This window comes from Streptomyces sp. NPDC006733 (genome assembly GCF_040636125.1).
Lineage (GTDB): Bacteria > Actinomycetota > Actinomycetes > Streptomycetales > Streptomycetaceae > Actinacidiphila.
The window spans coordinates 24,212-37,864 of record NZ_JBEYJD010000064.1 but is presented as its reverse complement, the minus strand read 5'-3'; the positions used below and the strand labels follow the sequence as shown (position 1 = coordinate 37,864).

16 protein-coding genes are annotated in these 13,653 nt (G+C 70.7%); 5 read left to right on the top strand and 11 right to left on the bottom strand.

Annotation, left to right across the window (positions count from 1 at the left end):
• Positions 1-151 precede the first annotated feature (151 nt).
• Positions 152-706 carry a Uma2 family endonuclease gene (locus tag ABZ721_RS36710; protein ID WP_358793139.1) on the top strand — a complete coding sequence of 185 codons (555 nt, stop codon included), beginning with the start codon at positions 152-154 and terminating at the stop codon, positions 704-706.
• A 49-nt stretch (positions 707-755) separates the two neighbouring features.
• Here the strand turns inward: ABZ721_RS36710 and ABZ721_RS36705 are convergent, their stop codons facing one another.
• Positions 756-1,508, bottom strand: coding sequence for an MBL fold metallo-hydrolase (locus tag ABZ721_RS36705; protein ID WP_358793138.1), 753 nt, complete (start codon positions 1,506-1,508; stop codon positions 756-758).
• Positions 1,509-1,732: 224 nt separating this feature from the next.
• Between ABZ721_RS36705 and ABZ721_RS36700 the strand changes: the two genes are divergently transcribed.
• Entirely contained in the window at positions 1,733-2,197 is a 465-nt protein-coding gene (locus ABZ721_RS36700; protein ID WP_358793137.1) for a type II toxin-antitoxin system PemK/MazF family toxin, read from the top strand.
• 190 nt (positions 2,198-2,387) lie between these two features.
• Here the strand turns inward: ABZ721_RS36700 and ABZ721_RS36695 are convergent, their stop codons facing one another.
• The 7 genes from ABZ721_RS36695 to clpS all read right to left on the bottom strand — a co-directional run bounded on the left by ABZ721_RS36695 (position 2,388) and on the right by clpS (position 7,186).
• Positions 2,388-3,338: a cysteine synthase gene (locus tag ABZ721_RS36695; protein WP_358793136.1), complete on the bottom strand. Its 951-nt coding sequence runs from the start codon at positions 3,336-3,338 to the stop codon at positions 2,388-2,390.
• Positions 3,338-3,637, bottom strand: a complete 300-nt coding sequence (locus tag ABZ721_RS36690) for a MoaD/ThiS family protein (RefSeq protein WP_358793135.1) — start codon at positions 3,635-3,637, stop codon at positions 3,338-3,340. The genes ABZ721_RS36695 and ABZ721_RS36690 overlap by 1 nt, the downstream gene beginning before the upstream one ends.
• A 104-nt stretch (positions 3,638-3,741) precedes the next feature.
• Positions 3,742-3,846, bottom strand: coding sequence for a putative leader peptide (locus tag ABZ721_RS36685; protein WP_331284098.1), 105 nt, complete (start codon positions 3,844-3,846; stop codon positions 3,742-3,744).
• A 58-nt stretch (positions 3,847-3,904) separates the two neighbouring features.
• Positions 3,905-4,315: a M67 family metallopeptidase gene (locus ABZ721_RS36680; protein ID WP_358793134.1), complete on the bottom strand. Its 411-nt coding sequence runs from the start codon at positions 4,313-4,315 to the stop codon at positions 3,905-3,907.
• 211 nt (positions 4,316-4,526) lie between these two features.
• On the bottom strand, positions 4,527-5,987 hold the full coding sequence (locus tag ABZ721_RS36675; RefSeq protein ID WP_358793133.1) for an amino acid permease: 1,461 nt from the start codon (positions 5,985-5,987) through the stop codon (positions 4,527-4,529).
• Between the two features lie 297 nt (positions 5,988-6,284).
• Entirely contained in the window at positions 6,285-6,830 is a 546-nt protein-coding gene (locus tag ABZ721_RS36670; protein WP_358793132.1) for a DUF2017 domain-containing protein, read from the bottom strand.
• A complete protein-coding gene (clpS, locus tag ABZ721_RS36665; RefSeq protein WP_358793131.1) occupies positions 6,830-7,186 on the bottom strand; it encodes an ATP-dependent Clp protease adapter ClpS in 357 nt (118 codons plus the stop codon). The genes ABZ721_RS36670 and clpS overlap by 1 nt, the downstream gene beginning before the upstream one ends.
• A gap of 101 nt (positions 7,187-7,287) precedes the next feature.
• Between clpS and ABZ721_RS36660 the strand changes: the two genes are divergently transcribed.
• Together ABZ721_RS36660 and ABZ721_RS36655 are read left to right on the top strand one after the other, a co-directional pair.
• Positions 7,288-8,616: a nicotinate phosphoribosyltransferase gene (locus tag ABZ721_RS36660; protein WP_358793130.1), complete on the top strand. Its 1,329-nt coding sequence runs from the start codon at positions 7,288-7,290 to the stop codon at positions 8,614-8,616.
• A gap of 174 nt (positions 8,617-8,790) precedes the next feature.
• The gene (locus ABZ721_RS36655) at positions 8,791-9,381 is read left to right on the top strand and encodes an isochorismatase family protein (RefSeq protein WP_358793129.1); all 591 of its coding nucleotides are present in this window, start codon (positions 8,791-8,793) and stop codon (positions 9,379-9,381) included.
• A 51-nt stretch (positions 9,382-9,432) separates the two neighbouring features.
• Here the strand turns inward: ABZ721_RS36655 and ABZ721_RS36650 are convergent, their stop codons facing one another.
• Positions 9,433-9,741, bottom strand: coding sequence for a hypothetical protein (locus ABZ721_RS36650; RefSeq protein ID WP_358793128.1), 309 nt, complete (start codon positions 9,739-9,741; stop codon positions 9,433-9,435).
• A 68-nt stretch (positions 9,742-9,809) separates the two neighbouring features.
• Positions 9,810-12,116, bottom strand: coding sequence for an immune inhibitor A domain-containing protein (locus ABZ721_RS36645; RefSeq protein WP_358793140.1), 2,307 nt, complete (start codon positions 12,114-12,116; stop codon positions 9,810-9,812).
• Between the two features lie 406 nt (positions 12,117-12,522).
• On the opposite strand from ABZ721_RS36645, the gene ABZ721_RS36640 reads away from it, so the two are divergent.
• Positions 12,523-12,822, top strand: coding sequence for a hypothetical protein (locus tag ABZ721_RS36640; protein ID WP_358793127.1), 300 nt, complete (start codon positions 12,523-12,525; stop codon positions 12,820-12,822).
• 95 nt (positions 12,823-12,917) lie between these two features.
• On the opposite strand, the gene ABZ721_RS36635 is transcribed toward ABZ721_RS36640, so the two are convergent.
• Positions 12,918-13,649 carry an RDD family protein gene (locus ABZ721_RS36635; RefSeq protein ID WP_358793126.1) on the bottom strand — a complete coding sequence of 244 codons (732 nt, stop codon included), beginning with the start codon at positions 13,647-13,649 and terminating at the stop codon, positions 12,918-12,920.
• Positions 13,650-13,653: the final 4 nt, after the last annotated feature.

Here is a 13,653-nt window from a genome sequence, read left to right as displayed (position 1 = left end):
GACCACGATCGGTCGACGGGTCCGGGATCGTAGCTCGTCCCGTACCCGGTTGCGCACGATCGCGAAGGCGTACGGTTCCGGGGGCCTCGCGCTGTTACGGTGAGTGAGGAGACCGGAGATCGGGACGGTCCGCCTCGTGCAAGGAGGAGCTGTGAGTGCCGAATCGCATGCCTATGCCGACGTCGATCCGGAAACGGCTCTGAAGTTCGCCATCCAGCACGTCAAGGGCGACCGCGTCCAGATCATCGAGGGAGTGATCGAGCCGGTGTCTCCGACCTGGGATCACGAGGCCGCCGCCGACAGCATCCGCGAGCAGATCGGCCCGGTCGTGCGCCGGCTGGAGTGCGTCTCGGGCTCGGGCAACCTTGATCTGCCGGGCAGCAGCAACTGGTACGTACCCGACGTCGCGGTGGTCCCGCGGGCGCTGGCCAAGGGGGCCGGGGCGCTGCTGCCGGACCAGACGCTGCTGGTGGTCGAGGTGACGTCGGAGTCGAACGCGGACACCCACCGTACGGTGAAGCGCCGCCGTTACGCCGAGTACGGCGCGCCCCTGTATCTGCTGGTGGACCGGCAGGACCGGACGTGCACGCTCTACTCGGAGCCGTCCCGCCTCGGGTACACGCACGCGGAGGGGCCGCATCCGTTCGGCCGGGCGGTCCGGCTTCCGCAGCCGTTCGGCCTGGACCTGGACACGTCCGACTTCTGACTCCGGCGTGCGGTCCGGCCGGTCCGCGGGGACAGCCGCCCGCTGCCGGCTAGAACTCGTACACCGCGCCGGAGGTCGCCAGTTCCACCGGGCCGTCGAAGGCGGCGCGGGCGTCGGCGAGGTTGCGGGCCGGGTCGGTCCACGGGGGGATGTGGGTGAGGACGAGGCGGCCGGCGCCGGCGCGGTCGGCGTGTTCGCCGGCCTGGCGGCCGTTGAGGTGCAGCTCGGGGATGTCCTCCTTGCCGTGCGTGAAGGAGGCCTCGCACAGGAAGAGGTCGGTGCCGCCGGCGAGCCCGAGCAGGGAGTCGCAGGGGCCGGTGTCGCCGGAGTACGTCAGGGAGCGGCCGTCGTGCTCGATGCGGAAGCCGAACGCCTCGACGGGGTGGCTGACGCGGTCGGTGGTGATGGTGAAGGGGCCGAGGGTGAAGCTGCCGGGCTCCAGGGTGCGGAAGTCGAAGACCTCGCTCATGCACTTCTCGTCGGGCATGTCGCCGTAGGCGGTGGAGAGCCGGCGCTCGGTGCCCTCCGGTCCGTAGACGGGGATGGCGTCGGCGGGGCCGCCGTCGTGGCGGTAGTAACGGGCCACGAAGTAGCCGCACATGTCGATGCAGTGGTCGGCGTGCAGGTGGCTGAGCAGGACCGCGTCGAGGTCGTAGAGGCCGCAGTGGCGCTGCAGTTCGCCCAGGGCTCCGTTGCCCATGTCGAGCAGCAGCCGGAAGCCGTCGGCCTCGACGAGGTAGCTCGAGCAGGCCGATTCCGCGGACGGGAACGACCCCGAGCAGCCGACGACGGTGAGCTTCATGCCGTGAAACCTCCGTGGGCGCGCCACAGATCGCCCCCATACCGGTTGGAGTGGGGGGTTAGGCGGGTGCGGTCCGCCATGTGTTGACGAGAGTAAGGCGCATGGCGGGCCGACGCGCCTCCTCAGTGCCTCGTTGTGGGCGGAATCACCAGTACGAGGGGCGCCCGGTACGGTCGGTTCCGAATGAGGATCTTCTTCGACAGTTTTCGACCGTGGGAGCCCATATGGACATGACCTGGTGGTTGGTGGCGGGTGCGGCGGTGGTCGTACTGGCCGGCTTCGCGGTGTGGAGGCGGTCGGCGCAGCGCCGCCGGCCGGGTGGCCCGGCGCGTCCGCCGCGCGGGGCGGACCGTCCGGCGCCGCGGCGCGGTGGGGGCAAGACGCCCGCGGCGGGCGAGATCTGGTGGGCGAACGTGCCGTTCGAGGACGGGTCGGCGGCGAAGGACCGGCCGTGCCTGGTGCTGTCGGTGCGGGGGCGCACGGTGCGCGTCGCGAAGATCACCAGCAAGTTCCACGAGGAGCTGCCGGGGGTGATCACGCTGCCGCCGGGAGCGGTGGGCGACGCGCAGGGCCGGACGAGCTACCTGGAGACCGACGAGCTGCGGGAGGTGCGTTCCGCGGACTTCCGCCGCCGGGCGGGCGTCCTGGACGCCGACCTGTGGCGGCAGGTGCAGCGGATGGTGGGCTGAGGCTGCCGAGGCCGCTGAGGCTGAGGGCCCGGCCCGTGCCGGCGGGTCCGGCGGACGGAAGATCCGGCAGACGGCAGATCCGGCAGACGGCAGGTCCGGCGGACGGCGGGCCGCGCTGCCGGGCCCGAAGCGCCGGGCCGCGCCCGCCGCATGCGCACCCACAACCGCCCGCACCCGACCGCCGCAGCGCTCAGGCCCAGAGCTGGCCGTGCAGCTGCTCGACCGCCGCCTCGGTGGTGGGCGCGGTGTAGATGCCGGTGGAGAGGTACTTCCAGCCGCCGTCGGCGACGACGAAGACGATGTCGGCGCGCTCCCCCGCCTTGTGGGCCTTGGCGGCGACGCCCAGCGCGGCGTGCAGGGCGGCTCCGGTGGAGACGCCCGCGAAGATGCCCTCCTGCTGGAGGAGCTCGCGGGTGCGGCGCACGGCGTCCTCGGAGCCGACGGAGAAGCGGGTGGTGAGGACGGACTCGTCGTACAGCTCGGGGACGAACCCCTCGTCGAGGTTGCGCAGCCCGTAGACGATGTCGTCGTAGCGCGGCTCCGCGGCGACGATGCCGACGCCGGGGACCTTCTCCCGCAGGTAGCGGCCGACGCCCATCAGGGTGCCGGTGGTGCCCAGGCCCGCGACGAAGTGGGTGATGGTCGGGAGGTCCGCGAGGATCTCCGGGCCGGTGGTCGCGTAGTGGGCGCCCGCGTTGGCGGGGTTGCCGTACTGGTAGAGCATCACCCAGTCGGGGTGCTCGGCGGAGATCTCCTTGGCCATGCGGACGGCGGTGTTGGAGCCGCCGGCCGCCGGCGAGGAGATGATCTCGGCGCCCCACATCGCGAGCAGCTCGCGCCGCTCCGAGGAGGTGTTCTCGGGCATGACGCAGACGATGCGGTAGCCCTTGAGGCGGGCGGCCATGGCCAGCGAGATGCCGGTGTTGCCCGAGGTCGGCTCCAGGATGGTGCAGCCGGGGGTGAGCCGGCCGTCCGCCTCGGCCTGCTCGATCATGTGGAGCGCGGGGCGGTCCTTGACCGAGCCGGTCGGGTTGCGGTCCTCCAGCTTGGCCCAGACGCTGACGGCGTCGGACGGGGACAGGCGCGGGAGGCGGACGAGCGGGGTGTTGCCCACCGCGGCCAGCGGGCTGTCGTAACGCATCAGGAGGCGTCGCGCGCTGCGGGAGTCGAACCGCCGGCGACGGCCGGGAGGATCGTGACGCTGTCGCCGTCGGCGACCTTGGTGCTGATGCCGTCGAGGAAGCGGACGTCCTCGTCGTTGAGGTAGACGTTGACGAAGCGGCGCAGGCCGCCGTCGACGACGATCCGCTCGCGGATGCCCTTGTGGCGGCTCTCGAGGTCCGAGAAGAGCTCGTCGAGCGTGCTGCCGGCACCGTCGACGGCCTTGGCGCCGTCGGTGTAGGTGCGGAGGATGGTCGGGATGCGGACCTCGATGGCCATGGGTGGGCTCCGTTACGTGCGGCGTCGGACGGGAGGGCGTGCGGGCGGGGGCTGTGCGGCGTGCCGGGAGCGGCGGTGGCTCCGGGAGGTGCTCCGGTGGGTGCTCAGGCGCGCGGACAGGCGGCGCTGGCGACGCGGCAGAGGTCGACGTGCAGCCGCGCGACGAGCAGCATGCCCGGCGGGTTGTTCTTCACGTCGTGGGGAACCATGGGCTCATCGTATCGATTCCCGGGGGACGTCCGAGACAGCCGTCCCACGATCCGGACGTCAGGCCCCGGAGGCCACTACTTGCACGTCTTCTTCGGTGACGACCCCGTCCACGATGCGGAACGAGCGGAACTGGAACTCCTCCGCCGTCGAGACGAGGACGTAGTGCGCGCCCGGCTCGTTCGCGTAGGTGATGTCGGTGCGGGACGGGTACGCCTCGGTGGCGGTGTGCGAGTGGTAGACGATCACCGGCTCCTCGTCCCGGTCGTCCAGCTCGCGGTAGAGCTTGAGCAGGTCGGTGGAGTCGAACTCGTAGAACGTGGGTGAGCGGGCCGCGTTCAGCATCGGGATGAAGCGCTCGGGGCGGCCGCTGCCCTCGGGGCCGGCGACGATGCCGCACGCCTCGTCGGGGTGGTCGGCGCGGGCGTGCGCGACGATCGCGTCGTGGATCTCCTGCGGGATGGTCAGCATGCAGGAAAAGTAACAGTGCGCGCAGCGCCCACCGTAAGGGTGGGGGTGGGCGACGGGCGGGAAAGTAACAGCGCGCGCAGCGCCCACCATAAGGGTGGGGGTGGGCGACGGGCGGGAAAGTGACAGCGCGCGGGGCGGGCGCGTACGAAGGCCCGCCCCAGGGGTGCGGGGGCGGGCCTTCGCGGCACGGGATGGCTTGTGTGCGGCGCGCTCAGCTCGTGGCGTCGACCAGTGCGGGTTCCGGGGCGACGTGCGCCCTGCGGACGAACGCACTCGGGTTCTTCCGCTTGAGCCAGGCGTACCCGATGCCGAGGATCGCGAACCACACCGGAGCGCTGTAGAGCGAAATCCGCGCGTCCTTGTCGATGCCGATCATGACCATGACGCCGGCCAGGAAGAGCAGGGCGATCCAGCTGGTGTACGGGGCGCCCGGCGCCTTGAACCAGGCCTCGGCGGCGCGGCCGGCCTTGACCGCGGCGCGGTAGCGCAGGTGGGAGATGAGGATCATCGCCCAGGTCCAGACGCCCGCGACGGTGGCGAAGGCCGTGATGTAGGTGAAGGCGCCGTCCGGGTCGACGTAGTTGATCCACACGCCGATGCCCATCAGGGCGACGGAGACGAGGATGCCGGTGGCCGGGGTCTGGCGGGAGTTGAGCCTGGCGAAGGCCCGCGGGCCCTGCCCGTTGACGGCCAGGTCGCGCAGCATGCGGCCGGTGGAGTACATGCCGGAGTTGCAGGACGACAGGGCGGCGGTGAGGACCACGAAGTTGACGATGGCCGCGCCGAACGGGATGCCGATCTTGGCGAAGGCGGCCACGAACGGGCTGACGCCCGGCTGGAACTCGGTCCACGACACGACGCCGAGGATCACGATGAGCGCGCCGACGTAGAACACGCCGATCCGCCAGGGCAGCGTGTTGATGGCCTTGGGGAGCGTCTCGCGGGGGTTCTCGGCCTCGCCGGCGGTGACGCCGACGAGTTCGACGGCGAGGTAGGCGAACATGACGATCTGCAGCGTCATGAGGGACTTGCCGACGCCGTTGGGGAAGACCCCGCCGTCACCCCACAGGTGGCTGAGCGAGGCGGTGTCGCCGGCGGCGGAGAACCCGATGGTCAGGACGCCGACGCCGATGAGGATCATGCCGATGATCGCGGTGACCTTGATCATCGAGAACCAGAACTCGACCTCGCCGAAGACCTTCACCGAGATGAGGTTGACGCCGAAGAGCACCAGCAGGAAGACCAGGGCGGAGATCCACTGCGGGATGTCCTTCCACCAGTACGTGATGTACACCGACGCGGCGGTGACCTCGGCCATGCCGGTCACCACCCACATCAGCCAGTACGTCCAGCCGGTGACGAACCCCCAGAACGGGCCCAGGAACTCGCGGGCGTAGTCGGCGAAGGAGCCGGAGACGGGGCGGTAGGTGAGCAGCTCGCCCAAGGCGCGCATGATGAAGAAGATGATGACGCCGGCGATGGCGTACATCATGATCAGGCTCGGTCCCGCCTGGTGGATGGCCTTGCCCGCGCCCAGGAAGAGGCCGGTGCCGATGGCGCCGCCAATGGCGATCATCTGGATCTGGCGGCTGCCGAGCCCTCGCTGGTAGCCCTCTTCTGTGACGTCCGCGGTGGCCGCGTCGTCGTGGTGCCCGCTGTGTTCCGTCGGCATGGTGGTGGTGCGCCTTTCTCCATATCCCCCCGGACAGTGGAGTTGCGAACCGGCGATCGGCCGGCTCAGCGCCTGGCGGAACAGGGATGGCGTCCCGGCCAGTGGTCGGAATTAGTACCACGGGCTGAGACGCCATCGAGGGAGGCGGATGTGACGCGGGGCACAGGAAAAACACCCCGAAAGTGAAGTGAAGCCGCATACCGGATCATCACGGTGACGTGATCGTTATCCGGATTTGAGCGTCCGCTGAGCGAATGCGGGACCCCTGCGGGACGTGCGCGGGACGCGTGCGCGACGTCAGACCGTCCCGCTCAGCGTCTCGATCAGCGTCTCCTGCAGACCGCCGAGCCACAGGTACGCCATCACCATCGGCTTGAGCGGATCGTCGTCCGGCAGCCGGTACAGCTCGGTGTCCTCGTCGGTCACCTCCAGCCGGGTGCCGATGGTCAGCCGCAGGTCGTTGAGGGCGCCGAGCCAGCGGCGGGTCTCCTCGGGGGTGAGCCGCAGCTCCGCGTCGGCCCCGTCGAGGGATCGGACGAGGACCAGCGCGTCCTCGCGCTTGCGCGAGCGCAGGTCGTTCTCGGTGAAGCGGCGGAACTCCGAGGACTGGGCGGTGTCCTCGTAGGCGTCGGGGAAGAGCCGGGCCAGCGCAGGGTCGGACGGGGGCTTGCTCGGCCCGTCGGCCGGGAAGAGCGCGGCCAGCGGGTCGTCGGAGACCGGCTCCTCCCCCGGGCCGATCATCTCCAGCAGCTGCACGGCGAGGCTGCGCAGGATGGACTTCTCGACGGTGTCGAGGGCGATGACGGCGCCGCCGCCCGGGGCGGGTTCGAAGTAGCCGGCCATCAGCGGTCCTGCTGCAGGGTCGCCCACAGGCCGTAGCCGTGCATCGCCTGCACGTCGCGTTCCATCTCCTCGCGGGTGCCGCTGGACACCGCGGCGCGGCCCTTGTGGTGGACGTCCTTCATCAGTTTGACGGCCTTGTCCTTGGAGTACCCGAAGTAGGCCTGGAAGACGTACGTCACGTAGCTCATGAGGTTGACGGGGTCGTTGTGCACCAGCGTCACCCAGGGGACGTCCGGTTCGGGCACCTCGAAGGGTGCCTCGGTCGTTTCGGGCCGTTCGACTTCTACGGGGGCAATGGAGCAGCGCACGAAGTGCGTCCTTGGAGGGGTGGTGGCGGGAGACGGGCGGGCGCTCATCACCTTCCAATGCTGCCGCCATTGCGGCGCTTCGCACAAATGGACGCGGCCGCGCGGAGATGTCGTCACTTTGACGCATAGTCGGGGTACCATCCCGTTCCATGAGCACTGCAGATCTGCCGCTGCCGGTGGCCGTACCGTCCACCGCGCTGTTCACCGACCGGTACGAGTTGACGATGTTGCAGGCCGCGCTGCGCAGCGGGGCGGCGCACCGGCACTCGGTGTTCGAGGCCTTCACCCGACGGCTGCCGGAGGGGCGCCGCTACGGCGTCGTCTGCGGCACCGGCCGGGTGCTGGACGCGGTGGAGAACTTCCGCTTCGACGCCGACGTGCTGGACTTCCTCGCCCGCGAGAAGGTCGTGGACGAGCCGACGCTGGAGTGGCTGTCGGGGTACCGCTTCACCGGCGACATCTGGGGTTACCCCGAGGGCGAGGTGTACTTCCCCGGCTCCCCGATCCTGCGGGTGGAGGGCTCCTTCGCCGAGGCGGTGATCCTGGAGACGGTGATCCTGTCGATCCTCAACCACGACTCCGCCATCGCCGCGGCCGCGTCCCGGATGGCGGTGGCGGCCGGCGGCCGGCCGCTGATGGAGATGGGCGCACGGCGGGCGCACGAACTGGCGGCGGTCGCCGCCTCGCGGGCCGCGTACGTCGGCGGCTTCGTGTCCTCCTCGAACCTGGCGGCCGGCTTCCGCTACGGGCTGCCGACCATCGGCACGGCCGCGCACGCCTTCACGCTGCTCCACGACACCGAGCGGGACGCCTTCACCGCGCAGGTCGAGTCGCTGGGCCGGGGCACGACGCTGCTGGTGGACACCTACGACCTGATGTCGGCGGTGCGCACCGCCGTCGAGGTGGCCGGGCCCGAGCTGGGCGCGGTCCGCATCGACTCCGGCGACCTGCTGCTGCTCGCCCACCGGGTGCGCCAGGAGCTGGACGACCTGGGCGCCAGGAACACCCGGATCGTGGTGACCTCGGACCTCGACGAGTACGCCATCGCCTCGCTGGCGGCGGCGCCGGTGGACGCGTACGGCGTGGGCACCTCGCTGGTGACCGGCAGCGGCCACCCGACCTGCTCCATGGTCTACAAGCTGGTCTCGCGGGCCTCGTCGAACGAGCCGGACGCCCCGATGGTGGCCGTCGCCAAGAAGTCGATGGGCGCCAAGAGCAGCGTCGGAGGCCGCAAGTGGGCGGCGCGGCGGCTGGACGAGGACGGGGTCGCGGAGGCCGAGGTGGTGGGCACCGGGCCCGTGCCGCCGGAGCTGGCGGACCACCAGCTGCTGGTGCCGCTGGTGCGCGGCGGGGAGATCATCGGCCGCGAGCCGCTGGAGGCGGCCCGCACCCGGCACATCGAGGCGCGGGCGGGGCTGCCGCTGTCCGCCTCGCAGCTCTCCCGCGGCGAGCCGGTGCTCCCGACCGAACAGGTGTGAACCGAGCCGGTTGAACCGAGCCGGGTGTGAACCGAGCAGGTGGGAGATGACGGCCGCCGGGGGTGGCCGGGAGGGGCCCGTGCCGCGACGGTCGCGGATCGGGGCCCGAGTCCCTACGCTCAACGCGTGCCGCCTGTCCCCCCACGGCGGTCAGCCGACCGAAGAGGACCGCGAATGCACCGCGCACTGATCGTCGTGGACGTCCAGAACGATTTCTGCGAGGGCGGCAGCCTCGCGGTCGCCGGCGGCGCGGACGTGGCCGCCGCCATCACCGACCTGGTCGGTCAGGCGACCGCCTGCTACCGCCACGTGGTGGCCACCCGCGACCACCACGTCGACCCGGGGGACCACTTCTCCGACCGGCCGGACTTCGTCCGGTCCTGGCCCGTGCACTGCGTGGCGGGCACCGAGGGTGTGGGCTTCCATCCGAACTTCGCGCCGGTGGTCGCCTCCGGCGCCGTGGACGCGGTCTTCGACAAGGGCGCGTACTCGGCCGCCTACAGCGGCTTCGAGGGCGTGGACGAGAACGGGGCGGGGCTCGCCGACTGGCTGCGGGCACGCTCGGTCACCGAGGTCGACGTGGTGGGCATCGCCACCGACCACTGCGTGCGCGCCACGGCCCTGGACGCGGTCCGGGAGGGCTTCACCACGCATGTGCTGCTCGACCTGACGGCGGGGGTCGCCCCGGCGACCACGGAGAGCGCGCTGGCGGAGCTGGTGGCCGCGGGCGTGCGGCTGACGGGCAAGCCGGCCGTAGGGGCCTGAGCGGCGCGTGCGGCTCCTGGGAGGGCCGGGGCCCTCGGGGGGCCCGGATGGTCATCCCGCGCGGCGGTGCGTGGCGCGGAAGGGGTGCCAGAGCTCTTCGGAGCCGGACGCGGAGTGGCGCCAGACGAGGCCGTCCGGGTGGTGCAGGACGGCGGTGACCTCGTCGGGCGTGGGCGGTTCGGTGTTGCCGCTGAGCCGGGCCGCCCGGAAGCCGAGGTTCCGGAGCCGGGTGAGCGCCCGCTGGCGGTTCTGGGCGTGCACGATGACGCGGACGCTGTCCTCCGCGCCGCCCGGGTGGGGCAGCTTGAGGGCCACGACGACGTTGCCGTTGGGGAGCTTGGTGAATCCACCGACTGCCATGCCCACATAATCCGGTGATCGGCCCCCGCCCACCAGAGGGCGTGGGCCGAACACCAGGTAAACGCAGGTCAGCGACCTGCGGGGCTTACGGCGACGATCGTGTTCTGTCCGCTCGGGGAGTCGAACAGGATCGAAATGCGGGTGTTCGTGTTCGGCACCTGGACACTGGCGTACGGGTTGGTGTCGTACCAGTAGGTACCGTGACGGTCGTCGAAGACCGGGACGCCCGGCTTGGACTTGATCGTCGTCGCGACGCCGTTCTTGTGCACGGTCAGGGCGTCGGTCGGGTACCAGCCGAAGGTGGAGTCCGCGGACTGGATCTTGTTGCGGAACAGCGCGCCGTCCGACCAGGCGTCGGGCTTGGCGTGGGCGTCGATCGGCAGGATCTGGCCGTGGCCCGGGTGCTCGCCGACGTTGTTGTCGAGCTGCGAGGTGTCCCAGAGCCAGATCAGCAGGCCGTTCTGGTACGCGTAGTGCTCGACCTTCTTCGGGGCGGCGGCGCCGAACCCGAAGTTGTAAGGACCGGTCTTCAGGACCTTGTCATAGCTGACGTACTGGCGGTTCTCCGCGATGTAGTACTGCGGGTAGTCCTTGGTGAAGGACGCCGCGGAGCGGCTGAAGCCGTTCGCGGTCCAGCCGTTGTCGTCACCCTCGGCACCGTCGGTGAAGACGGTCGCGCCGTCGGCGGTGATCTTCAGCTCGTCGGCCGCGAAGCCCTTCTGCGCGACACCACCGTCGGTGCGGTAGCGGAAGCGCAGCTCGATCTGCTGGCCGGCGAAGGCGTCCAGCGGGTAGTTCATGTCCTTGTAGCCACCCGTGGTGCCGGTGACGGCCGGACGGCCGCTGCCGTTGCGGGTGATCGGCTGGCCGTCGATGGTGCCGTCGATCGGGGCCCAGTTGACGCCGCCGTTGGTCGACACCTCGGTGTAGACGTAGTCGTAGCCGTCCTCGGTGTCGTACCAGCCCTTGAACGACAGGGCGGCGGACGTCTTGCCGGTGAGGTCGACGTGGCGCGTCAGGGTGTTGCGCAGGTCGTTGCCGGCCCCGCTCCACCACTGCTTGGTGCCCGCGAAGGGCGTGGTGATCGCCGTGGTGACGCTCTTCGAGGGCAGCGTCACGACCAGGGCCTGCGGGTCCTTGGTGTTGTACTCCGCGACGCCGAGCTTGTGGGTCGAGAGCTTGGCGGCCTTGGCGGTGTCGTACTTCAGCCAGCCGAGCTGCATCTTGTCCCAGGCGTCCATGTCACCGGGCAGCGAGCCGATGTCCGTGGTGCCGTTGGAGAGCCAGGAACCGGACGACATCAGCGACCAGAAGGCGGTGCCGTTCTCGCCGATGTACGTGGTGTCGTACAGGTCGGGCAGGCCGAGGTCGTGGCCGTACTCGTGGGCGTAGACGCCCAGGCCGCCGTTCTCCGGCTGCATCGTGTAGTCGCCGACCCAGATGCCGGTGTCGCCGATCGGGGTGCCGCCGAGCTGGTTGCCGGCCGGGCCGGTGAAGCCCTCGTCACCCTGGTAGGCGTAACCGCGGTGGGCCCACAGCGCGTCGGTGCCCTGGGCACCGCCGCCCGCGGACTCGTCCTCGCCCGCGTGGACGATCTGGAAGTGGTCGATGTAACCGTCGGGCTCGTTGAAGTTGCCGTCGTGGTCGAAGTCGTAGCGGTCCCACTGGTCGTACTGCGCCAGGTCCGTCTTGATCTGCGCGGCCGTGCGGCCCTTGGCCTTCTGGTCCGCGGCCCACTGCGCGGTGCCGTCGCGGACCAGGTCCTCGACGGTGGCGCAGTTGGTGGCCCCGCACTTGTTGTTGCCGTACCGGGCCTCGTTGTAGTCGACCTTGACCCAGTCGGAGACCTCACCGTCGACCGAGTAGCGGCCGGAGGACTGCTTCTCGTAGTACTTCGCCACCGACTCCTTCTTGGCGTCGTGCGAGAAGTACAGGTCCTGGAAGGACTGCGCGTTGTAGTCCTTCTGCCAGGCCGTGCTGTTGTCGGTGGTGCGGTCGGGCTCCGCTATCTGGTTGTGCAGCGGGCCGGGGGTGCCGCCGTACTGCGGGTCGACCTTGTCGCCGAACTCGGCGAGGATCACGAAGATCTTGTCGGTCTTCTCGCGGCTCAGCTCGACGTACCGGCCGTTGCTGAGCTTGGCGACCTTGGAGCGGCCGCTGTCCTTGACCGCGAGGTCACCGGCGATCACCTTCTGCAGGGCGTCCTGCCGGCGCACGGCCTGCTCGCGCGCGAGCGGGCCGAGACGGTCGTCGTCGACCTTGGCCTTGGTGCCGGGCGCGACCTTGCCGGTCGGCGCGGGCACCGGGTCGTGGCTGGCCTGCGCGTCGTTGCCCGCCGCGGGGGCGGCGGCGGCAAGGGTCGCGGGCATGGCCATCGCACCGAGTGCGACGAGCGCCACCGCGAGGGTGGCGGGTCTGATATTGCCTCGAAGATTCTTCAAGTTGTCTTGACCTCCCCTTGGGAGATGCCATTGCATCTAAGAGCCGGAAGAAAAGACAGGTCTTGACTTGCTCATGGCAGAGCAGTACGTTCACCGGCTTCCGAGGTCCGGATAACGGACATCAACCCTGGTAAACCGTCTGCCTGTTGAGACGGATGGGCCGGGGTGAGATTCCATGCGCCCCCCTGTGCTCCCCCACCGTGGGTTAGGTCACGCTTACCGGCCGTTCCCATCGGGCATGCGCATCCGTAGAGTCAGTTGCCGGCGCCCCCGCGTGAAGCTCTCCCCCGCCCCTTCCGACGCTGCGACTTAACCGACGTATTCGAGGACGGATCCCGCCATGCCGCGTCCTACCCCCGCGCAACTCGCATACGGTTCCGCAACCGTTGTCCTGTCCACTCTCGCGATGCTCCTGCTGTCCGAGGCACGCTCCGGCATCAGTGTCGTCGTCATCGCGGCGGCCGGGCTGCTGCTCGGGGTCCTGGTCGCGGTGACGACCACGATTCCACTGACCGCCCGCGCCAAGGCCCGTGGCCGTTCGGCGGTCCGCGCTGCCCACGTGCCGGTGCCCCGGCCACGGGTGCACGCCTCCGGCCAGTCCGACCGGTCCCGCGTCAGCGAGCACTCGCTGCGCCGTTGAACCGCGGGCGGCGGCCCCGGAGCGATCGCTCCGGGGCCGCCGTCGTGTGCGCGGGCCCGGGCCGCCGTGCGGTCGAGAACCGCTGGAGCCGGTCGTCACGCCGAGACGACCACGGTCTTCGCCGCCTTGTCGTGCAGACCCTGCCGGTACGGCTTGTCGAACAGCAGCAGGATCCCGATGAGCACGATCCACAGGCACGGGCAGCAGAACAGCGTCGGCAGCCAGAACACGCAGGCCCGGATCAGCGCGGCCGGCGAGGCGGGCACGCCCCCGTTGTCGAGCATCGCGACGCGCAGGCCCAGCCACTTCTTGCCCAGCGTCTGACCCGTCGACTTGGTCATCCACCACTCGTAGCCGATGTAGAGGACCGCGGCCACCAGGGACCCGATCAGCGACCGGCCGTAGTTGATGTCGTCCGTGTCGGTCTGGTACGTCCCGAACGCCCAGTCGAGCAGGCCGACCGGGATCGAGATCAGGATGAAGTCGATGATCCGCGCGAGCAGCCGCTTGCCGAGGCCGCCGAGCGGCGGCATGCCCGCCAGCGGGTCGGGCGCGCCCCCGCCGTACGGGCTGCCCCCGCCGCCGTAGGGCGGCGGAGCGCCGCCGGGCGGGGTGCCCCCGGGCGGCGGGCCGCCTCCGTAGGGGTTGCCGCCGTACGGGTCGCTGCCGCCCCCGTACGGGCCGCCCGCGCCGCCGCCCTGCGGGGGCGGCGGGTACGGCGGCGGCTGCTGCTGGCCGTAGGGCGAGCCGCCGGGCGCGCCGGGGCCGTTGTCCTGCGGGGGCTTGGCGAAGGGATCGTCGCCGGATCCTGGCGTCGGGTGGCTCATGAAC

Excerpts from the sequence above, each read along its gene's own strand:
- ABZ721_RS36675 (WP_358793133.1), bottom strand. The coding sequence starts at position 5,987 with ATGCCGACGGAACACAGCGGGCACCACGACGACGCGGCCACCGCGGAC.
- ABZ721_RS36680 (WP_358793134.1), bottom strand. The coding sequence starts at position 4,315 with ATGCTGACCATCCCGCAGGAGATCCACGACGCGATCGTCGCGCACGCC.
- ABZ721_RS36640 (WP_358793127.1), top strand. The coding sequence starts at position 12,523 with ATGCCGCGTCCTACCCCCGCGCAACTCGCATACGGTTCCGCAACCGTT.
- ABZ721_RS36635 (WP_358793126.1), bottom strand. The coding sequence starts at position 13,649 with ATGAGCCACCCGACGCCAGGATCCGGCGACGATCCCTTCGCCAAGCCC.
- ABZ721_RS36690 (WP_358793135.1), bottom strand. The coding sequence starts at position 3,637 with ATGGCCATCGAGGTCCGCATCCCGACCATCCTCCGCACCTACACCGAC.
- clpS (WP_358793131.1), bottom strand. The coding sequence starts at position 7,186 with ATGAGCGCCCGCCCGTCTCCCGCCACCACCCCTCCAAGGACGCACTTC.
- ABZ721_RS36705 (WP_358793138.1), bottom strand. The coding sequence starts at position 1,508 with ATGAAGCTCACCGTCGTCGGCTGCTCGGGGTCGTTCCCGTCCGCGGAA.
- ABZ721_RS36685 (WP_331284098.1), bottom strand. The coding sequence starts at position 3,846 with ATGGTTCCCCACGACGTGAAGAACAACCCGCCGGGCATGCTGCTCGTC.
- ABZ721_RS36695 (WP_358793136.1), bottom strand. The coding sequence starts at position 3,338 with ATGCGTTACGACAGCCCGCTGGCCGCGGTGGGCAACACCCCGCTCGTC.
- ABZ721_RS36670 (WP_358793132.1), bottom strand. The coding sequence starts at position 6,830 with ATGGCCGGCTACTTCGAACCCGCCCCGGGCGGCGGCGCCGTCATCGCC.
- ABZ721_RS36650 (WP_358793128.1), bottom strand. The coding sequence starts at position 9,741 with ATGGCAGTCGGTGGATTCACCAAGCTCCCCAACGGCAACGTCGTCGTG.
- ABZ721_RS36700 (WP_358793137.1), top strand. The coding sequence starts at position 1,733 with ATGGACATGACCTGGTGGTTGGTGGCGGGTGCGGCGGTGGTCGTACTG.
- ABZ721_RS36645 (WP_358793140.1), bottom strand. The coding sequence starts at position 12,116 with ATGGCCATGCCCGCGACCCTTGCCGCCGCCGCCCCCGCGGCGGGCAAC.
- ABZ721_RS36655 (WP_358793129.1), top strand. The coding sequence starts at position 8,791 with ATGCACCGCGCACTGATCGTCGTGGACGTCCAGAACGATTTCTGCGAG.
- ABZ721_RS36660 (WP_358793130.1), top strand. The coding sequence starts at position 7,288 with ATGAGCACTGCAGATCTGCCGCTGCCGGTGGCCGTACCGTCCACCGCG.